Raw genomic sequence first — 20520 nt, 5'->3', positions numbered from 1 at the left:
AAAAAGGGGACTGGCTCCGCAGGTGCCTGTCCCCTTTATCACTGTCTAACCATATCAACTGTCATCGGCGCGGCAGCGGGTTCCCCGACTCGGTCCGCATCCGTTCGAAACCTTCCTGCTTGGCGACCTCTTCATCGTAGGTATAGAAAATGGCGTAGTTGCTCCCTACGCCATGCGGATCCAGCTGGATCCCTTTTGCTTCCCACTGTTTGAAGAGCTGCAGGCTGTCGTCGAAATTGCGAATCAGGTCGGCAATGGTCCTGGCGCCGACGGCGGTGAACCTGATCTGATGAACATGCTCGTAGCGCACCCTTTGCATAGCCACCTCCGCCCGCCGCATTAACACCCGCCAATTGTAGCGTGGATCGTGCGGCTGGCAAATGGAGCGGCTGTGGTGGCTACTTCATCTTCTGATACAGGTGATCGGCGTCCGTGTCGGTCACGCTGATCCCTTCTTGGTCCAGGATCTCCCCGGTCGCCCGCCACAGTTGTGTGATGGAATTGTTGTAATCAACCACGGCCTGGATCTGGTTCCCCTTGGCGGCCACCAGGTCGTTCTCGACGTCGAAGACGTCCTTGGTCGTGGCCAGGCCGACATCGTGACGCTTCTGGAAGGCGCGCAGACGGTCCTCTGCATAGGCCCTGCCGCGCGCGGTCACGTCAAGCTGGGTGTAGCTTGCTGCCACCAGGCGCAGCGCTGCCTTCACGTCCCGCACCACGGCCGATTCCAGGTTATGCAACTGGGTCTGGGCCTGCTCGAGGGCGAGCTTCTTCCTGATGTAGTCGTTCTCCGCGGCGCGGTTGCCCAACGGATAGCTGAACTGCAGCCCTACCCCCCAACTCGGCTCGTCGATGGTCGCGGTTTTCTCCATACCGCGCAGGAAGCGGCGGTCGAAGCCGCCGGTGCCGACGCTGGCATTAAGGGTGAGATCGGGCAGAGTCTGGGTCTTCGCCACCCGCTGCTGCAGGTCGTTGATCTTGATCACGTCGCGCTGCGTGGCCAGCTCCGGGCGGTTACCCAGGGCATCTTGCACCGCCTCCTGTTCCGAGGTGTTGAAGCTGCCGCGGTAGGGCTGGTCGGCAACAACGATCTCCGCCGTCGCAGGTAGCTGCAGCTCAACGCGCAGCACGTCCATCTGGTCCCGGACCGCCCGCTCCGCGTCGATGACCTGCTTTTCACGGGTGGCGACCTGGAACTCGGAGTTCAAAAGCTCGTATGCAGGGAGCACGCCCGCCTTGACCCGCCCCTGGTCATCCTGCAGGATCCGTTTGGCCAGCGCCAGCGAGGTGCGGCGCACCTCGAGCACCTCGATCAGGTTGTAGAGCTGGAAGTAGTCGTTGCGCACCTTGGCGACCGTGTCGCTCAGCCGGGTCCTAAAGACGTTCATGGTCTCCCCCTTGGTGAAACGGGAGACGTTGATGGCCAGATCGGTGGTCTCCTGCCCGAACCCCTTGAGCAGAGGCTGTTGCAGGGTGAGGTCGACGGCGTTGGAGTAGTACTTGGCGGAGTTGCTGATCCAGCCGCTCTGCGCGGTGACACCGACCACGGTGCCGGTGGGGAGCAGCTGGCTCACCCCGGCGTTGGCAGTGACCTGGTCGATCGGTTGCGACCGGAAGGTCAGGAAGTTGCTGCTGTTGCTGCGTTCGTAGTTGAACCCGAGGGTAAGCAGCGGATCGTAGATCCCGAGGTTGCGCCGGATATCGGCCTCGGCCATGGCGGGATTGTACAGTTCCACCTTCAGGTCGAGGTTCTTCTCGAAGGCCATCCTGATGGCGTCCTTCAGCGTCAGGTTGACGGTGGGCTGCGCGAAAGCCGAGGTGGCGGCGCCGAGCACAAGGCCAAGGGAAAGGGCCAGCGCGGTTTTCCTGTTTCTCTTCATATGCGATCCTTTCGACCAGCTAGTTAAACGGTTACTCGTATCTCAGTGCGTCGATCGGGTTGAGCGACGCCGCCTTGCGTGCCGGGTAGAAACCGAAGAATACCCCGACCCCTGCCGAGAAGGCGAAGGCGATGATGATGGTGTTGACCGAGATCAGGGTGGGCCAGCCGATGAAGCTCGCCACGAGCTTCGCTCCCGCCACACCGAGCAGCATGCCGATGACGCCGCCGCAGGTGGTGAGGAGCACGGCCTCGGTCAAAAACTGCAGCAAAATGTCCCGCTTCTTGGCACCAATGGCGATGCGGATACCAATCTCGCGGGTCCGTTCGGTGACCGAAACCAGCATGATGTTCATGATGCCGATACCACCCACTACAAGGGAGATGGAGGCGACGGCACCGAGCAGGATTGACATCACCTTGGAGGACTGCTCGGTGACCGCCAGCAGTTCCGAGAGGTTCCTGATGGTGTAATCGACCTCGCGGTTGGGGCCGATGCGGTGGCGCTGATTCAAAAGCTCGGTCACCTCGTCCTCGGCCTTGTCCAGCACGTCGGCGTTCTTGGCCTGCACCATGATCGAACCGACCACGTTCGGAAACTGGCTCCCCAAAAGCTTCCTCTGCGCGGTCCTTAGCGGCACGTAGATCACGTCGTCCTGATCCTGCCCCTGGGGCGACTGCCCTTTCCTCCCCAGCACTCCCACCACCGTGAAGGGGATCTTCTTGATCCTGATGATCTTGCCCACGGGGTCGGTGCCGCCGAAGAGGTTCTCGGCGACGGTCTGGCCGATCAGGCAGTTCTTGGTGGCGCCGTCGACGTCGGACTGGGTCAGGTTGCGTCCCGCCACGATAGTCCAGTCGCGCACATCGACCATCTCCGGCGTCACGCCATAGACAACGGTGGACCAGTTCTGGTTGCCGTAGACCACCTGGCCGGAGCCGCGCACGTTGGGGGCGACCGCCGCGACGGAGGGACACTCCGCCTTGATGGCGCGGGCGTCGTCATAGGTAAGCGTCTGGGTGCCGCCGGAACCGGAGCGCATGCCGCCGGAGGTGACCGAACCGGGGAGCACCAGGAGCAGGTTTGAGCCGATGCTGGAGATCTGATCCGAGATCATCTTGCTGGCGCCGGAGCCGATGGCGACCATGGCGATGACGGCGGCGATGCCGATGATGATGCCTAGCATGGTAAGCAGCGCGCGCATCTTGTTGACCCGCAGGGCGCGCAGGGCTATGAGCAGGCTTTGATACAGGGTGGTCATCGCTGCTGGGCCTCCGCGGGCAAAACGGCGCTCTTGGCCTGGTACGGCTGGTCGGAGATGACCTGACCGTCCTTGAAGATGATGTGCCGGCTGGTGAACTCGGCCACGTCGGGCTCGTGAGTGACCATGATGATGGTGATCCCCTGCCGGTTCAGTTCCTGGAAGATGGACATGATCTCGATGGTGGTCCTGGAATCGAGGTTGCCGGTGGGCTCGTCGGCCAGGATGATGGACGGCCGGTTCACCAGTGCCCGGGCAATAGCCACGCGCTGCTGCTGTCCGCCGGAAAGCTGGTTGGAGTAATGCCCTTCCCTGCCGGCAAGCCCTACCCGCTCCAGGGCCTCCAGTGCGCGGCTCCTGCGTTCTGCTGCCGGCACCTGGGCGTAGACCAGCGGCAACTCAACGTTCTGCCGCGCCGTCGTGCGCGCCAGCAGGTTGAACCCCTGAAAGACGAAACCCAGCTTCTTGTTGCGCACCTCGGCCAGGGCATCGGCAGAAAGGCCGCCCACGTCCACGCCGTCCAGGAAATAGCTCCCCCGCGTGGGAACGTCCAGGCATCCCAGGATGTTCATACAGGTGGACTTGCCGCTGCCGGAGGCCCCCATGATGGAGACGAACTCGCCGCGGTGCACGGTGAAGGAGACCCCCATCATCGCCTCGACGCGCTCCTCTCCCATGGTGTAAATCTTTACGACGTCTGTGAGACGGACCACTTCGTCCATTTAGAACCTCGGCCCCATGGGCGACCCCATGCCGCCCTTCTTCTTGTCCTGGCTCACCTGCTCAAGGATGACGTCGTCACCTTCCTTCAGGTTGCCGGTCAGCACCTCGACGAAACTGCCGTCACTGATCCCGGTAGTAATGGTAACCGTCACCGGTTTACCCTCGGGACTGAGGGTGTAGACCTTCTGCCCGCCATCCTTGCCGCCGGGCTTGCCCTTGGGACCGGTACCCGCGCCGCGGCCACCGCCGGTGCCGGTCATACTGCCGGGACCGGTCTTGCCGGATGCTTTTTTATCTTTGTCGGAGCGCGGCTTGAAGCGAAGCGCGGCAGCCGGGACCTTGAGCAGGTTGTCCTTTCTCATGGTTTCCACAGTGACGTTGGCGGTCATGCCCGGCTTTAGTTTCATTTCCTTATTGTCCACCGCGATGACAGTGACGTAGGTGACCACGTTCTGGGTCACCACCGGCGCATTCCTGATCTGCACCACGGTCCCCTCGAACTGGCGATCAGAGTAGGCGTCCACGGTAAAGGTCGCCCGCTGACCTACTTTGAGCTTGCTGATGTCCGACTCGTCGACGCTGGTGTCGATCTGCATCTTGGTGAGGTCCTGGGCGATGGTGAACAGGGTCGGCGTCTGGAACGAAGCCGCCACGGTCTGCCCCACATCGACGTTGCGGGAAACGACGGTGCCGTCTACCGGCGACCTGATGGTGGAGTAATTGAGATTGGTCTCGGCCTGTTTTAAGGCGCCCCTGGTCTGCATCACGGCGGCCTCGGCTGCTCTCACCCCGGTGAGTGCCGAGTCGTAGGCGGTTTGGGCAGTGTCGAGATCGCTCTGGGCGATGATGCCTTCTTTGAGCAGTTCCCTGTTGCGCCCCAGCGTCCTCTTGGCATCAGCAAGCGTCACCTTGGCCTTGGCGAGGCTGGCCTCGGCGTTGAGCGCATTGCCGCGGGACTGCTGCACCGCTGAATTAAACAGGGCCGGGTCGATCTGTGCTATGGGCTGCCCTTTTTTCACGGGCGAGTTGAAGTCCACGTAGAGTTTGGCGATGGTCCCGGAAACCTGGGTGCCCACCTGGACCGTCACCACAGCATTGAGGGTGCCGGTGGCAGAAACCGTGGAAGTGATGGCGCCGCGTTCGACCTTCTGAGTCTTGTACTGCGCTTTAGGAGGTTGTTTGAAGTAGAAATAGCCGGCCACTCCCAGAACGGACAATAATATGACGGCGCCTACGATTCTTTTCACGATTCCACCTCTTGGTTGATTCTTGAGACTGTCCTTGCAGCGCCAGAAGCGACACCAGTCTTGCGTCAGAGTAATCGTTAATTGTGCAAGAAAGATGGCGACGGACGAAATTTATGCAATCCACAGTCAAACCGTCACTTTAACGATGGAAGCACCAGCGGTCAATGAAAATAATCTATGGCAGAGCAGGCATCCAGCCAACCTCGCCGCCGCCCACGTTTGACAGATCTAATCGGGCTTGTACAATTGGTCCGTGTTTTTGCGGAACCGTCGCAAATGCCCAAAACTACATACAAAGGAGAGAGATATGACGGCGTTCACGGCAAAAGACTACTCCCAGCTGATCGGGATGCCCGGCTTCAGCGAGGCGCTTCTCAACAATCATTTCACCCTGTATCAGGGGTACGTGAAAAACAGCAACGCCCTCGACGAGCAGCTCATGCAGCTGCGCAAGGACGGCAAGGGCTCAGACCCGACTTTTGCAGAGTTGAAGAGACGTTTCGGGTGGGAGTTCAACGGCATGAAGCTGCACGAGCTCTATTTCGAGAACCTCGGCGGCAACCAGCCCATCAACCAGGACGGCAGGCTGGCGGCCAGGCTGCACCAGGATTTCGGGAGCTACGACGAGTGGGTCCAGGACTTCAAGGCGGTAGGCGCCATGCGCGGCATCGGCTGGGCGATCCTGTACCAGGACGCCCACAGCGGCAAGCTGATGAACTGCTGGATCAACGAGCACGATGTCGGTCATCCTGCCTGCTGCGTTCCTATCCTGGTGATGGACGTCTTCGAGCACGCCTTCATGACCGATTACGGCCTCAAGCGCGCCGACTACATCAACTCCTTCTTCCAGAACATCGAGTGGACGAAGGCCGAGGAAAGGATGCAGATGTAGTAGCGCCTACGACAGAACGTTTGAAGGAAAAGGGCCCCCCTCCGGGAGGGGGCCCTTTTTGTTTTTGCATATAAGTGCTAATGCCGTCAATTACGCTACACCCTTGCCTTGTGAAACGATGAGAACAGAGCGCTGTTAGGTGGTATGCCATTTCGCTGGATCAGCGTACCGGTTCAAGTGAAGTGGTATACCGTTCGTTTGGAGGGTAAACCAGTTGAGAGTAAGTGGCAGACCATTTGGCTTGAATGGTAAACCAGTTGGGAATAAGTGGTTGACCATTTGGCTTGAATGGTAAACCAGTTGGGAATAAGTGGTTGACCATTTGGCTTAAATGGTAAACCAGTTGGGAGTAAGTGGTTGACCATTTGGCTTAAATGGTAAACCAGTTGGGAGTAAGTGGTAGACCAGTTGGCTTGAATGGTAAACCAGCTGGGAGTAAGTGGTTGACCATTTGGCTTAAATGGTAAACCAGCTGGGAGTAAGTGGTTGACCATTTGGCTCGAATGGTAAACCAGTTGGAAGTAAGTGGTTGACCATTTGGCTTAAATGGTAAACCAGTTAGGAGTAAGTGGTAGACCTTTTGGCTTAAATGGTAAACCAGTTAGGAGTAAGTGGTAGACCTTTTGGCCAGGATGGTGAACCACCTAGAATAAAGTGGTTGATCATTAGACCTTGAGGGCATGCCGATCATGGATGGGTGGCATGCCGTTAGGCCTTGAGGGCATACCAACCATGGTTGGGTAGTATGCCGTCAGACCTTGAGGGCATACCACCCATGGATGGGTGGCATACCGACCATGCATGAGTGGCATACCGACCATGGATGGGTGGCATACCGACCATGGATGGGTGGCATACCGACCATGCATGAGTGGCATACCGACCATGGATGAGGGGTATGCCCTCAGCCCTAAGGTCATAACGGATAGAGTTAGGTGGTATGCCGGTTAGGGCTGGGCGGTTCGGCGGCAGTGCTCGCAGAACTTGTCATCGGTACCGGCGAGTTGGCATCCACAAGATGCGCAGGCGTTGTCCCATTCCGGGTGCCCCGCTTCCCCCGCCCTCTTCTTAGCCTCCAACCGCCTTACCTCCGCTTCCATCTCCTCGTTGTACTGCATCTCGAACATCGTGCTGCTCTCCATTTAAGTGCTGCCTACACAGCGGTGACGGTTATTTATATCTTTACCCCTTGCTTCGCTCCTTAACGAAGAACGAAAGCACCATCCCGGTGCCAAGGAAACAGATGGCGGCGGCAAAGCTGTAGAAGGAGGCAAGCCCGGGTTGACCGGGAAAACGGTCTTTCATCGCAGCCACAAGCTGGGGCCCGGCGATCCCGGCGGCCGACCAGGCAGTGAGGATGGCACCATAGACCGCCGGCATGAGCCGTGCGCCGAACATGTCCAGGACGAACGAAGGCATGGTCCCGAACCCGCCGCCGTAACAGAGAAGAATGTAGCAGACAAGAGTCGCGAACAGCCACGGGTGTGAGGTCTGCATCAAAACGGCGAAGGCCGCAATCTGCGAAGCGAGGATCAGCCTGAAAGCCAGCAGTCGCCCGAGACGGTCGGATAGAGCTCCCCACAGGAAACGCCCGATACCATTGAACACCGAACTTGCGGCGATGAGGGTCCCGCCGTAACCGGCGAGGGTTTCCACCCCGAGTGCCGGGTCGTGCTTCGCACAGACATCCTGGAACAATGGGGATTGGAACCCGATGAGTGCGATCCCGGCGGTTATATTGCAGAAGAAGATCAACCACATCAAGACGAACGGCCTCGACGCGATGCAATTTCCGGCAGTCGCAACGTCACCATCCGGGGCTGTTCCGGCTGTAGCGTTGGCAAGCACCGAGGCGGGAGGGTTGCAAATGAAGGCGGCGGACAGGAGCGAGAGAGCGAGGAAGATTACGCCCATGACCGTGAAGGCGAGCACCATGTCTCCGCCGACACTGCGCAGTAAAAAAGGAGCTATCACCTTGGACATGAGCAGCGCGCCGAAACCGAACCCCATCACCACCGTCCCGGTAGCCAGTCCCTTGCGGTCGGGAAACCAGCGCGACACGGTGGCGACCGGAGTTACGTATCCGAGCCCGAGGCCGATGCCGCCGACGACACCGTAGCCGAGGTAAAGAAGCGGCAACGAGTGCATCCGGAGTGCGAGGGCCGCAAGGAGGTAACCCGAACCAAAGAAGACAGCGCCGGCAAGAGCAAGCGGACGCGGCCCGCTTTTGGGGAGGATGAGACCGCCGGCAGCGGCAGAAAGACCGAGAAAGCAGATGGCGAGGCTGAAGGTCCAGATTACTTGGCTGTTGGACCAGCCATAGGTTTGGCACAGCGGTTTCTGAAAGAAGCTCCACGCATACACCGTCCCCAGGTTCAACATGAGGAGCGTGCAGGCTGCGGCGATGACTACCCTACGAGTTCCTGTTTCAGATGGCAATGTGGCTCCTGCGATCATTTTGTTTAGTCGTGGGTAACGTAGATAAGTTTGCTGGTGTCGAAGCCCAGTGAGGCAGCCTTTGCCACGAGGCGGTCTTTAACTGAAGCTTCCATCACCGGGCTTCGTGACAGAATCCAGAGGTAACCTGTGTTGGGACCGCAGACCAGAGAGTACTGGTAGTTGTCATGGTCAAGGTCGAATATGACATATGAGCCATAAAAGGGTCCGAAGAAGGAGACCTTCAGGAAACCTTTTTCGGGGGCATCTGCAAAATATGCCTTGCCGACGGCTTCCTTCCACCGGTTCTCTTTTGCCAGGTAGCCTCGGTTGATGACCTTGATGCCACCATCATCCCGCAAGCTGTACTCCGCGCTGACGCGGCTCAAGCCTCGTTCGAAGGAATGATCCAGTCGTGCGATTTCGTACCATTTTCCCAGGTACTTCTGCACGTCAAAGTTATCAACCGGTTTCACCCGTTCCGGCATTGCCGCGCAGCCTGACAACAAAAGCGTCAACCACAGCGATAGTTTCTTCATGTCACTCTCCCTGTAGGTGCACTTCAAGGGTCTGTGAGAGTACCGACAAACTTAGTCGGAGACCGCTTGTGTGTGGCGGAATGATATCATGATTCCCCAGACGATGGCTGATGTCATGATGATACCGCCGGTTACAAAGAAGAAGCTGCCGATGGAATGATCCAAGGAAAGCAGTCCAAGCTTCCCTAGCATCACCTCCCAGTCGTGGTAATCCTCCACCTCGCTCCCCGTCACTCCGCCCAGGAGCGGTAGCTCCCCTGCGCGGGCGTCATCCGCGTAGGGCGCCACGTCCGCCATGCTCTCCCCTACCCACCAGATACCGACCGCCGCAGCGTAGCGGTCCCGGCGCAGATAGAAGGATATTGCCACCACCGTCGGGACGAGTAGTTGCATGATGGTCCCCCCGGCGACCAGGAGGAATCGGCCCAGAGGGGAAAACAGGATGTGTCCTGCCTCGTGAAAGGGGAGATTGACCAGGTGAAGAAACGTTTCGCCGACGTAATTGGAGGCAATGGAATTGCTCAGGATACGAAAACTATAGAAAGCGAGGAGAGCGAGGAATACCAATCGCGCCGCTACAATGCCCAAGGCTGCGGGCTTGCCAGCAACATGCACAGTCGAAGAGATGCCGAGCACCTGCTCCGCAGGCGTTTGGTCAGGACGTTGCCGCACCTTGGCGAAGATAACCCCGCACTTGGGACAGGTGTCACAACTTGGCGGGACCGGCGCTGAACACTTAGGGCAGGTACTCACCTCCGATAATGTCATGACTCCTCCCAGGATGTTGCGTCAACAAGCTCAAACTAACACGCAAGGTTAGGCCCGATCAATGCCAAAAAACAAAAGGCCTAGCCCGTGAGAGCTAAGCCTTTTGATTGTAGATATGGTACCGGAGGCCGGGGTCGAACCGGCACGCCTTGCGGCGCTGGATTTTGAGTCCAGTGCGTCTACCAATTTCACCACTCCGGCATCTTTTAAAAACGGAATCAAGATCCCGCCGCAAAAGAGACACATCTTATACCAACAAAACGAATGCTGGTCAAGTAACTTTCCCTAACCTGTTTTCTTTCTGGTCAGACTGTCCCACTCTGCGCGTGCCGCGCCAGATACTGTTCGGCTTCTTCCACAGCCAGGGGCTTACTGTAGAAATAGCCTTGGATGATGTCACAGCCGTGCTGAACCAGGAAGTCGAGCTGGGCCTGGCTCTCCACACCTTCCGCCACGACTTTCTTGCCCAATGTGTGCGCCATGGCGATGGTCGCGGACGCAATAGCAGCATCGTCGGGATCAACTTCGATGTCCTTTACGAAGGAGCGGTCGATTTTCAGCTTGTCCACCGGGAAGAGCTTCAGATAGCTCAGCGAGGAGTACCCCGTGCCGAAATCGTCGATGGCGAGACCGATTCCCATGGCTTTCAAGGCCCCGAGAATCCTGATGCTCTCCACCGGGCGCTCCATGGTCATGCTTTCGGTCACCTCCAGCTCGATCATTTCCGGGTCGGCGCCGCACTCCTTCATGATCCCGGACAGCATTTCGGGCAGATCGGGCTGCCGCAGCTGTCGCGCAGAGAGGTTGACGGCGATCCGAACCGACGGGTAGCCTGCATCGCGCCACCGTGCGGCCTGCTGGCATGCCATCTCAAACACGCGCCGGCCTATTTCCAGGATCATGCCGGTCTCTTCGGCGACGGGAATGAAACGGTCCGGATAGACCAGTCCGTTGTCCGGGCTCTGCCAGCGGACCAGGGCCTCGAATCCCAGCAGCTTGCCAGTTGCCGGGTCCAGCTGGGGCTGGTAATGGAGCACGAATTCGTCGTTGGTGACCGCGCTGCGCAGGCTGTTCTCAATGGCGAGCCGCTGCCGGGCGGCGGTGTGCATCTCCTTGGTGAACATCTGGTAGGTATTGCGCCCCGCTGCCTTGGCGTGGTACATGGCCACGTCCGCGTTCTTGAAGAGCTCCGCGACCGTAGTCCCGTCATTGGGGAATACGCTGATACCTATACTGGGACTGGTATAGACGGTGTTGTTGTCCAGGAAGTAGGGAGCTGCCACCGTCTTCAGGATCTTCTCGGCCAGATGTGCGGGTTCGACCTGCGACCGGATCCTTGGCTGTACCACGACGAACTCGTCGCCCCCGAAGCGAGCCACGACGTCCTCGGCCCGCAACGAACTCTTGAGCCGGGAGGCGACTTCCATGAGCAGCAGGTCCCCGACGTGATGCCCAAGCGTGTCGTTGATCATCTTGAAACGGTCCAGGTCGACGAAAAGGACAGCAAGCAGATGACCGCCACGCTTAGCCTGCTCCAGCGCCTGGGTCAACCGCTCGACCAGCGTGTGCCGGTTGGGGAGCGACGTGAGGGTATCGGTGTGCGCCAGTTGCTCGATGCGCTTTTCCGCCTCTTTGCGCTGGGTGATGTCCGAGAAGGTGGCAAAGTAGTTGGTGATGACGTTGTCCTCGCCGCGGATGGCCGTGATGGTGAGCCACTTGGGATAGAGAGAACCGTCCTTGCGCTTGTCCCAGATTTCACCCTGCCAGTAGTTACTCTCCAGGATGGAGCGCCACATGTTCTCGTAGAACTTCTTGTCTTCAATACCCGACTTGAGCACCCGCGGGTTCTTGCCTACCGCCTCCTCGCGGGAATAACCGGTGAACTGGGCAAAGGCCTTGTTGGTCTCCATGATCCTGTTTTCGCTGTCGGTGATGACGATGGCCTCGCCGCTCTCGTTGAAGATCTTCGCCAGCAGCTTGATTCGCTGCTGCGCCTTCATCTGCTCGGTGGTATCCCTGATGCACTCAATGGCGCCAATGACATCCCCCTTCGAATTGCGCAGTACGGAAGCGGCGGAGGTAAGGTAAGCGGGGGTCTCACCGAGACCTGGGGCGTAGCATTCGCCATGGACAATGTCTCCGATGCGGGAAAACCCTTCGTAGCGCCCGTCGCTTTCGCAGCCAGGATCCAAAGCGAGATCAATCAAGAGCGGGCGCCGCTGGCCGTAGAAAGGAAGGGCATATTCCAGATCGCCACGGCCGATCATCTCTTCGGCAGACACGCCGGTCAACCTAGCCAGTTCCCGGTTCCATCCTACAACCTTGCCATGGTTGTCGATGATCAGGGTGGCATCGGGGAGGAACTCGATGATGGTCAGCAGGTATTGCCTGGAGTCCTGTAGCTCCAGATTTTTTTCACGCAACTGGGCTTCATGGCGGGAGCGCTCCAGTTCGACGGTCATGGTGCGGCGCGTGATGAAACCGATGGCGACGAGCCCCAAAAGCCAGATCGCGCCGTGACTGGCGGCCACACCACGAGCCTGCTTCCCGGCAGCGGCGTAAAAAGGCGCCAGCGGTATCGAGACGTCGGTCCCGCCGCGCAACTCCCCGACCTTTATCCCGGTCCAGGCATGGCATTTGAGGCAGGACTCCTCCATGATCATGGGCTGCATCATGCGCAGGTAAGGCTTCCCGTTTATGATGGTAGCAGCGTGATAATCCTCGCGCGTCCCCTCGACTATGAACAGCGCGGTCCGCTCCCACTCATCAGGGGCATCAACCGGGTTGATGTACAACCTGGAGGTGATCCTGGTATCGACTCCGAAGAACCGCGGCGCTTCCCGGGTGATCTCATTCATGATCATGGCCGGGTTTTTCAGGGTCAAGTGCACGCCCCGGGTGGTCTCCAGGTCCCGGTCCGGCACATGGTTCAGAAACGGGCTTGGTGAAACCAGGGGCCCCTGTTCCATATAGATACCGCCTCGTTTGGAGGCCCATTTCCTGAAAGCGAGGTCCTTGCCGAGCGCTATCTCGGCCTGGGTCTCTGCAAGAGCCAACGCCTGTTGGTAGGCAACGCGGACGTTCCACCACACGGCGACGGCTATAAGCAGGGTCCAGACTAGTGCTGCGAATATAGCTCTAGAAGTGATTGTTTTGACGGGTCCGTGATGCGGAAAGGAGTTTTGTTGATCGGCTTTCACCAGAAGACATTCTCCTAGGCGTTCTGATGCCGGGCTGAAGCAGCGTCAGGGTCGGAGAGCAGGGCCATGAGTACCGCTGTCCGGTTGAGGTCTTCTCAGACATATCGGTTTAAAACCGCCCTTGCTTTATAGGAGCAAACGAATTTTTTCATTCGCAGCGTCTCCACCCCGATACAAGGCAAGAGCACAGCCGGCTCATCTATGATAAACACATGGTTTAGATCAGCTGCACGAGAAGAAGATATATTGGGCGGCCGCTGGTGCATAGATCCGCAGCTAGTGCGGCTGTACGTGAAAAAGTTTTTTGCATTCACGTAAGAATTAGGTATTGACAGTCAAAGCACCGTTTGCTATAAACAGGGCTCCTTCGATGGGGCTGTAGCTCAGTTGGGAGAGCGCTTGAATGGCATTCAAGAGGTCGACAGTTCGATCCTGTTCAGCTCCACCATCAATTACAAAGGACTTAGGGCTTTCCTAAGTCCTTTTTTGTTTCAGCACTAAACACAATCTGCTACTCAACGTGAAAAGCACCAGGCATCAGCGCCGGGTGCTTTTCTTTTTGGGGGACAGGCACCTGCGGAGCCAATCCCCTCTGCTTGCCACGCTGCCTCAGTGCGGCGGTTCCTTGTTTTCCGCAGCAGCACCCTGGTACCCGGTCATCTCCAAGTACCCGGAACCGCCGGGGCTCCCATCCAAACCGCGCACCGCGACTGCCCCCTCCCAATACCGGAAACCGGTAAGCAGCTCCTGATCGGCTAGCCTGGGCACCACCTCCAGGGCAAGCCCCTGTGTCGGAACCCGCAGCCGCCACACCGAGGGGTAGCGGGCACCGCCGGCGGGACTCTCCCACCGACTGACCACCTCCAACTGCACCTCGTCACGCCTTAGATTTCTGCTGCGCCCGTCGCGAGCGACCAGGGTCCCACCAGAGAAGGGATCGCTGCTGCCGTCACGCCTGCGCAACTGGTAGAACATCAGGTCCCTGCCGTCATCGAGGTGCAAGGCGAACCAGTCCCAGCCGACCTGGTCCGGTTCGAGGGCGCTGGTGCTCCATTCGCGGTCCAGCCAGGAAAGCCCGCTCACGGAGAACCGCTCCTTGCCGAGGCGCAATATCCCGGACGTTGCCAGACGCGGAATGGAGTAATAGTACGAGGCGTTGCCGGGCGTCGGGCCTTTGCGGCTGAGGCCCCCTGCCCCGTTCAGTACCTCGGGCTTGACGCTGACCAAGTCGAAGTCGATGGCAACATCGGGCTCGGCGGCGGTCAGGTGGACACCCCAGGGGCGGGGCGAGGTCTGTTGCGCGGTCCAGTCCTCCAGGCGCACTGCGAGAGGATCTCCCCCGGCACCGGCAAGGCCCAACGCGGCTCGGCTGAAACGTTCGGCGAAGCGATACCTCTTTCCCGACACGTCGGTCACGGCGAAATGCGCCATGTAGACCTCGTTGGTCCCCCAGGCCGATGCCCTGGTCACGGCACCGGGAGTCAGGGCGGTCTTGAAGAAGGTGAGCTGATAGCCGAAACGTCGCCCGTCTGCCGCCTGCAGGTTGCCGGTGAAATACCACCACTCGTTGCGAAAGCCCGCATGCGGTCCGTGGTCGGCGGGGAAGGAGAACCGGCGCGGCTTGTCGGCGCGCTGAAACCCCGGTGCGGCGGCCCCGCCCAGGGTCTGGGCAACGGAGAACGTTTCCCGGCGCTCGCTACCGGGAGGGCGCGTGGCGGACCACAAAAACCACATCAGCAGCAAGGCGCAGGCAGCAACAGCCGCGGAGGTCAGGATCCGGCGCATGCTAATCCTCCTCCTTTAAGGCCACGGCGGGAGAGGTGCGGGCAATCCTGAGCGAGGGATAGATGCCGGCCAAAAAAGCCGCCGTCACCGAGAGAAGCAGCGCCTGGCCCAGTTGGGCCGGTGTGATGGCGACTTGCATGGTCCAGCCGAAGGAGCGGAGGTTGATCACGTAGATCAGCACCAGCGCCTCGGCAATGCCCAGGGGAAGCGACAGCACCCCGGCGATGAGCCCGATCAGCACCGTCTCCCCGCAAACCACCCCCCAGACCTGGCCCGGCGTGAGCCCGATAGCGCGCAGCACGGCGAGCTCCCGGGCCCGCTCCACCTGCATCGCCATGAGCGCGGAAAGTATCCCCACGAAGGCGACCAGCATGGTCAGCATGCGCAGCACCCCCGTGATGGCGAAGGTGCGGTCGAAGACCTCGACCGTGGCCTGGCGCAACTGCGCGTTTGACACCACCATCACCTGATCCCCCCCTACCCTTGTTCGCACCAGCTCCAGGAGCCGCGCCACGCCCAGCCCGGGCCGCGCCGTAAAGGACATGCCATCCACGCTGTCATCGGCAAAGTTGGCGACGTAGCCGGCACGGCTCATGATAACGATGCCGGTATCGGAGCCGTAGTCGTAGGTGATGCCGGCCACCGGGAAGCGCCGCTCGCCGCGGATGGTACGCAGGGTAACGCTGTCCCCGGGGTGCAGGCGATGCCGGTAACTGTAGGGCTCGGAAATAATTACAGCTGCCCCGCTGCGGAACGTGCTCCAGGCACGGGCGGGATCTCCCTCTTTGAAGGGATAGTGCAGGAAGGTGCGCTCAGGGACCTGCACCGAGAAAACCTCCACCCCACCGGCGGGGCCTTCGATGCGGACCCGGCGCGACAGCGTCACCAGGGCTTCGCCATCGAGCCCGGAGAGGCGCTTCACCAGGGCCGGATCGAGCGGAGGCCGGTAGCGCCCGCCGCCGCGGTCGGCAGAAGTGACGTAGACGTCGGCCTGCAGCCAGTTGCTCAGCCAGTTCTGCACCGTGAGCCGGAACCCACCCACCATGATGCCGACGCCGATCCCGGCCGAGACCGCAACCACCAGCGCCGCCGTCGCCACCCCGGTGCGGGAGAGGGAAACCACCACACCGCGGGCGGCCATCCTGCCCAGGGAACCAAGCACCGTTTCGAGCAGCGGACGCAGCAGCGCAGAGAGGAGCATGACGGCGGCGGGAACCAGCAGGGTATAACCGACGATGACGGCGAAGAGTCCAAGGAAGCCGCCGACAATGCCGCCGCGCTCGGTGAAAAACAGCCCACAGCCGACGGCAATCAGGAGCACGCCGCCGCAGGTCGCCAGCGGCAGGAGCCTCCTGCGCCGGGACTCCACCTGCGAGCGGGACAACACCGCACGCGGGGGTGCGCCGGTCGCCTCCAGGGCGGCGGGCATGGTGGCGGCCAGGGTGGCGACGACGCCGAGGAGCGCCCCCTTCCAGAGTGCGCCTGGCAGCAGCGGGACCCGGCGCACCTCCATGACGAAGTAGAGATCGTTGATGGTCCTGATAACGAGACGGGTCAGTTCCGAGCCCAGCAGTGCCCCCGCCACCAGGCCGGCCACGGTGCCGGCTATCCCGATTAAAAGCGCTTCGGCGCAGATCATGACGAAGACTTCCCTGCGGCTCACCCCGAGCGCCCGCAGCATGCCGATCAGGCGCCGTCTGCGCACCACCGAGAAGGTCATGGTGTTGTAGATGAGGAACATGCCGACCACGAGGGCGAGCAGGCTCAGGGCCTTCAGGTTGAGCCGGAAGGCGCGGGTCATCTGGTCCAGCGCACCGGCCCTGGTGCCGGCGGGGACGATGTCGGCGCCGGGCGGGAGTATGGCACGGACCTCCTGGAGCACCCTCGCCCCCGCCTCCCCTTCCGGCAGGACCAAATCGATGCGTGACAACCGCCCGGCCAGGCCGAGCAGCTCCTGGGCCGTCGCGATATCGCATACCAACACCGAGGCAAGCGCCACCCGGCTCACCTGGTCGGGGGGCTCCAGGAATCCCGCCAGCACCAGTCGTCGCCTGACACCGGCGCTGTCGGCGGGATAGGTCGCACCGCGCCTGAGCCCCAGTTCCACGGCACTCTCGGGGAGCATGAGCACGGTACCCGGGCGGGTCATCAGTTCGGTGAGCAGGCCGCGGTCGGCGAAGAGGGAGGAAAAGCTCCTCAGGGGAGGCTCGGCAAAGGGATCGATGCCGATCAGTTGGAAGGTACGGCCGGCGAGCTGCAGGTGGCCGGAGACCACGGGGGCGGAGCCCCGCACGCGCAGGTCGACGCGGATCCTGCGGTAGATGTCCTCGGCGAGCCCGGTAGGACCGCCGACCACCTGGTGCGTGGCGCGCCCGGCGACGGTCTCCGCAGCGAGACGAAAGGCCCGCTGGGCAGCCTCGTTGGCGTGGTCCACCGCGGTGACCACGGCCACCCCGAGAGCGACACCGAGGACGGCCAGCACGGTGAGCCAGGGGTGGCGCAGCACGTTGCGCATCCCGGCGCGCCACAGGATCATGCCCCTGCTCCCGGTACGCCGGCCGCATCGACCAGGACGCCCTCCTTGATACTGAGCACCCGGTCGGCAAGGGAGGCAACCTCGCCGCTGTGGGTCACCAGGACCAGCGTGGTGCCGGCCGGGCGGAGCAGGCGCTGGAACAGGTCGAGCACCTGGCGGCCGGTCTCCGCATCCAGGTTGCCGGTGGGCTCGTCGGCGAGCACCAGCTTGGGGGCGTGCACCAGGGCACGGGCCACGGCGACCCGTTGCTGCTCGCCGCCGGAAAGCCGGTCGGGAAAGGCGCGCCCCCGGTCGGCAAGGCCCACCGCGTCCAAAAGCTCCGCGGCGCGTCGGCGTCCCGCCAGGGTCAGGGTCCCGGAGAGTTCCAGGGGAAGCAGGACATTCTCCTCGACGGTAAGGGTGGGGATCAGGTTGTAGAACTGGAAGACGAAGCCGATGTGGTTGCGCCGAAACAGGGTGCGCTCGCGTTCGGAGAGGCGGGAGAGGTCGGAGCCGTCCACCCTCACCTCGCCACGGTCGGGGAGGTCGATGCCGGATACCAGGTTCAGCAAGGTCGATTTGCCGGAACCGCTGCGCCCGAACAGGAACACCCAGGAGCCGGGGTCGATGGTAAGGGAGGCATCCCGAAAGACGACCCGCTCCCGGTCCCCTTCGTGAAAACCCTTGCCGATGCCCTTAAGTTCGACAATCGGTTCTGCCATCACATGTCCTTTGCCCGGGGAGGAGGCGCCGATCAGCTTCCCTGCTTGGCCTGCAGAGCCTCCTGCTGGGCCCGCTCCAGTTTCTTGTTGCTGAGGTAGGCGGCCTTGTCGATTTCCTTCAACTGGCGCGGGTACTTGGCGGTCAGGTCGTACCACCGGTTCAGGCGCTGCTCGAAACGCTGCCCCTCCGGGATCTTCAGGGTATCCAGGTAGGTCTGCAGGGCCAGGTAGTAACGCATCGTGTTGCGTTCCACCGCGCCGCGCACCCCGTCGATGTAGGCCTGTTTGCCGTCTTCGCCGACCATGGTGAAGCCCACCTTGTCCCGCCCCAGCGTGGCGAAGTAGGTCTTGATGGCCATGCGTGCCATGGTGCCGTGGCTGTAGGTGTAGCTGAAGTGCAGGAAGGTGGCCTGCCCCTCCAGGGGGACCGCCTGCACCCCGATGCGGTGATCACGGGTGCCGAAAGGTCCTTCTTCACCTACCAGGGAAAGCTCCAGGTAGTCGGGGCGACTGGCGCCGACCCGGAAGGCAAGCTTCAGAGGGTAGGCGTCGGAGGGGGGCTGGAAGTACTTGCGGCCGCTGTAGAGGGTCAACAGGGTCTGCTGCTTGACGGTCTTGTACACGCAGGCCTTGATGTTGATGTGCAGGGGGGTGATTTCGCACCACGCCGCCGGGGACTGCAGCGCCTCACGCACGATGTCGTAGGGGTGGTGGATGACGCCGTACATGTCGACCCGGACCGAGTCCTGCCCCTCGGTGGACTCGAGGTAGATGGGGGCGCCGAACTGGTTCTTGTCCAGTTTCCCCTTGATGGCGGCATACTTGGCAAGGAGGGCGTGCTCCCCGGCAGGCTCGGCTTCCGCGGCGCAGGCAAGACCGTAGCAGAAAACGAAGATCAGCAGGACCAGGGCGCCCAGACCTGCCCGGGCAAACCACTTACTAACTACCATTCGGGAAAACCTCCTCCGCCCACCCACTCTGCTGCCGGGGTCAAGGCGCGGGCATCAGGGAATTTCTGCTTGGTCCGTCGCCTCAGCATCGGCTACCGCATCGTCCCACAAAGAGAACAGGACGGCGAAGATGACGGGCCCGACGATCAGGCCAAGGAGCCCCATGCTGACCACCCCGCAGATGGCCCCCAGCACCACGGCGAGGGTCGAGATGTCGCTGGAGGCCCCAATGGCAAGGGGACGGATGGCGTTGTCGGCTATGCCCACGAAGATGATGCACCAGGCCGCGAGGAGCCCGGCGGCGAGGTAGGAACCGTTGAGGGCGAGGACGCCAACCAGCGGCACCCAGACCACCCCGGTCCCCACCACCGGGACCAGTGCGGCGATGGCAGTGAGCGCCCCGCAAAAGACCGGCGCCGGCACCCCGGCGACCCAGTACCCGAGCCCGGCGAGCACCCCCTGGGTGGCACAGGTGAGCACGGTCCCTACCGTGACCGCGGTGGTGATGGAGCGTACCTGGGAGGCGTAGTGCTGGGCCTTGCGCGGGTCGGGCGCGAGCCTGCCGATGAAAGCGGCAACCACACGTTCCCCGTCGCGATAAATGAAGTAAAGGATGAAGAGAGCGATGGCAAGGGTACCGAGAAAACTGAACATGTTGCGCGCGAGGTCGGCGGCGAGCCCCAGTATCACCGTGGAACTGCTGGAGGCCACCTTGCCGCCCAGGGCTTCCAGGTCGACGTTGAAGCGCTGCACCAGCGACATGATCTTTTGCACCACGGGAAGGTGGCCGAAGTTGGAGGTGCCGGTCTTGCCAACCGTCTGGACCAGTTGCACCACCTGCTTGTACCACTCCGGGGCGTTGATGGCGGCGGTAACCACCAGTGCGGCTACCGGAAGGACAAAACAGACCGCGACGGCGAGCACCATGATCCCCGCGGAGCGGTCCGGATGCTCAGGGTAGCGGCGCAGCACGCGGTTGTAGTGGGGCATGGTGGACACGCCGATGATGAGTCCCCAGGCGAGCGGCTTCAACACGGGAGCAGCCAGAATAACCATCAGTACTACGACAGCGACCGTGATCAGGGCCGCAACTATGCTGAGATAGAGTCTTCTGTCCATCGGTCTCCCCTTGGAGGGTGGTATGGGCATTGCTGGTTTACCGGGGTGCTTCGGGAAGTGCCATGGCTGGACCGGATCGGTCCGTGATGTAGGCGGACGCCGGGGCGCCCGCCTGACAGGTAAGGGTTAGGTAGCTAAAGGGGACTGGCTCCGCCAGGTGCCTGTTCCCTTAACGCGTGGTTTCGATCTTGCGTTCCTTCTCCGCGGGCGCCGCGGTCGGGCGCTGGGTCCCCTCGGGCTGCACCGACTGCTCGGTCTGGAAGGGAAGCCGTTCGCGGCGTTCGTTGCCCAGGGCGGGCGGTTCCTCGACGACCTTCCAGTTCTTGCCGACCGGGACCGAGAGTTCTTTTACCAGTGCCGGTTGTACCTGGGGCTGCTGTTTCGCTGCGAACATCGTGCAGGCGCTGAGTGACAGCAGAGCGATTACAAGTAGCGTTGAACGTGCGTGTCTCATGGCGTCGACTCCTGGAGGATTTGTTGCCG

General features: G+C 61.3%; 17 protein-coding genes and 2 tRNA genes. 2 read left to right on the top strand and 17 right to left on the bottom strand.

From position 1 onward, the window contains the following. Window positions 1–61 precede the first annotated feature (61 nt). From JFN91_RS08275 to JFN91_RS08255, 5 genes are all read right to left on the bottom strand, one after another. Entirely contained in the window at window positions 62–319 is a 258-nt protein-coding gene (locus JFN91_RS08275; protein ID WP_199388722.1) for a hypothetical protein, read from the bottom strand. A 79-nt stretch (window positions 320–398) separates the two neighbouring features. Beyond that, window positions 399–1880, bottom strand: a complete 1482-nt coding sequence (locus JFN91_RS08270) for a TolC family protein (protein ID WP_199388721.1) — start codon at window positions 1878–1880, stop codon at window positions 399–401. Between the two features lie 31 nt (window positions 1881–1911). Next, window positions 1912–3141 carry an ABC transporter permease gene (locus tag JFN91_RS08265; protein WP_199388720.1) on the bottom strand — a complete coding sequence of 410 codons (1230 nt, stop codon included), beginning with the start codon at window positions 3139–3141 and terminating at the stop codon, window positions 1912–1914. Beyond that, on the bottom strand, window positions 3138–3863 hold the full coding sequence (locus tag JFN91_RS08260; RefSeq protein ID WP_215907314.1) for an ABC transporter ATP-binding protein: 726 nt from the start codon (window positions 3861–3863) through the stop codon (window positions 3138–3140). The genes JFN91_RS08265 and JFN91_RS08260 overlap by 4 nt, the downstream gene beginning before the upstream one ends. Further along, window positions 3864–5111 carry an efflux RND transporter periplasmic adaptor subunit gene (locus JFN91_RS08255; RefSeq protein WP_199388719.1) on the bottom strand — a complete coding sequence of 416 codons (1248 nt, stop codon included), beginning with the start codon at window positions 5109–5111 and terminating at the stop codon, window positions 3864–3866. Window positions 5112–5418: 307 nt separating this feature from the next. Between JFN91_RS08255 and JFN91_RS08250 the strand changes: the two genes are divergently transcribed. Then, window positions 5419–6003 carry a superoxide dismutase gene (locus JFN91_RS08250; RefSeq protein WP_199388718.1) on the top strand — a complete coding sequence of 195 codons (585 nt, stop codon included), beginning with the start codon at window positions 5419–5421 and terminating at the stop codon, window positions 6001–6003. Between the two features lie 947 nt (window positions 6004–6950). On the opposite strand, the gene JFN91_RS08245 is transcribed toward JFN91_RS08250, so the two are convergent. From JFN91_RS08245 to JFN91_RS08220, 6 genes are all read right to left on the bottom strand, one after another. Beyond that, on the bottom strand, window positions 6951–7130 hold the full coding sequence (locus tag JFN91_RS08245) for a hypothetical protein (protein WP_199388897.1): 180 nt from the start codon (window positions 7128–7130) through the stop codon (window positions 6951–6953). 55 nt (window positions 7131–7185) lie between these two features. Beyond that, entirely contained in the window at window positions 7186–8442 is a 1257-nt protein-coding gene (locus JFN91_RS08240) for an MFS transporter (RefSeq protein ID WP_236015033.1), read from the bottom strand. Between the two features lie 23 nt (window positions 8443–8465). Continuing rightward, a complete protein-coding gene (locus JFN91_RS08235; protein WP_199388716.1) occupies window positions 8466–8978 on the bottom strand; it encodes a lipocalin family protein in 513 nt (170 codons plus the stop codon). A gap of 51 nt (window positions 8979–9029) precedes the next feature. Beyond that, window positions 9030–9371: a hypothetical protein gene (locus tag JFN91_RS08230; RefSeq protein ID WP_199388715.1), complete on the bottom strand. Its 342-nt coding sequence runs from the start codon at window positions 9369–9371 to the stop codon at window positions 9030–9032. A gap of 491 nt (window positions 9372–9862) precedes the next feature. Next, a tRNA-Leu gene (locus tag JFN91_RS08225) sits at window positions 9863–9947 on the bottom strand. A 104-nt stretch (window positions 9948–10051) separates the two neighbouring features. Continuing rightward, window positions 10052–12838, bottom strand: coding sequence for an EAL domain-containing protein (locus JFN91_RS08220; RefSeq protein WP_199388714.1), 2787 nt, complete (start codon window positions 12836–12838; stop codon window positions 10052–10054). A 480-nt stretch (window positions 12839–13318) separates the two neighbouring features. Here JFN91_RS08220 and JFN91_RS08215 point away from each other — a divergent pair. Beyond that, window positions 13319–13394 (top strand) — tRNA-Ala (locus tag JFN91_RS08215). A gap of 161 nt (window positions 13395–13555) precedes the next feature. On the opposite strand, the gene JFN91_RS08210 is transcribed toward JFN91_RS08215, so the two are convergent. The 6 genes from JFN91_RS08210 to JFN91_RS08185 all read right to left on the bottom strand — a co-directional run bounded on the left by JFN91_RS08210 (window position 13556) and on the right by JFN91_RS08185 (window position 20491). Next, window positions 13556–14731 carry a lipocalin-like domain-containing protein gene (locus tag JFN91_RS08210; protein ID WP_199388713.1) on the bottom strand — a complete coding sequence of 392 codons (1176 nt, stop codon included), beginning with the start codon at window positions 14729–14731 and terminating at the stop codon, window positions 13556–13558. Window position 14732: 1 nt separating this feature from the next. Beyond that, window positions 14733–17267, bottom strand: a complete 2535-nt coding sequence (locus JFN91_RS08205; protein WP_199388712.1) for an ABC transporter permease — start codon at window positions 17265–17267, stop codon at window positions 14733–14735. Continuing rightward, the gene (locus tag JFN91_RS08200; RefSeq protein WP_199388711.1) at window positions 17264–17968 is read right to left on the bottom strand and encodes an ABC transporter ATP-binding protein; all 705 of its coding nucleotides are present in this window, start codon (window positions 17966–17968) and stop codon (window positions 17264–17266) included. Before JFN91_RS08200 ends, JFN91_RS08205 begins: the two co-directional genes overlap by 4 nt. 32 nt (window positions 17969–18000) lie before the next feature. After that, complete coding sequence (locus JFN91_RS08195; protein WP_199388710.1) at window positions 18001–18918, bottom strand: hypothetical protein; 918 nt, start codon at window positions 18916–18918, stop codon at window positions 18001–18003. Window positions 18919–18972: 54 nt separating this feature from the next. Beyond that, window positions 18973–20037 carry an AI-2E family transporter gene (locus JFN91_RS08190; RefSeq protein ID WP_199388709.1) on the bottom strand — a complete coding sequence of 355 codons (1065 nt, stop codon included), beginning with the start codon at window positions 20035–20037 and terminating at the stop codon, window positions 18973–18975. Between the two features lie 169 nt (window positions 20038–20206). Further along, window positions 20207–20491: a hypothetical protein gene (locus JFN91_RS08185; RefSeq protein WP_199388708.1), complete on the bottom strand. Its 285-nt coding sequence runs from the start codon at window positions 20489–20491 to the stop codon at window positions 20207–20209. Window positions 20492–20520 lie beyond the last annotated feature (29 nt).

This window comes from Geomonas anaerohicana, assembly GCF_016458305.1.
In the GTDB taxonomy this organism is placed as follows: Bacteria; Desulfobacterota; Desulfuromonadia; order Geobacterales; family Geobacteraceae; genus Geomonas; species Geomonas anaerohicana.
The sequence above is the reverse complement of the archived record's forward strand: the minus strand, read 5'-3'. Positions and strand labels throughout refer to the sequence as shown.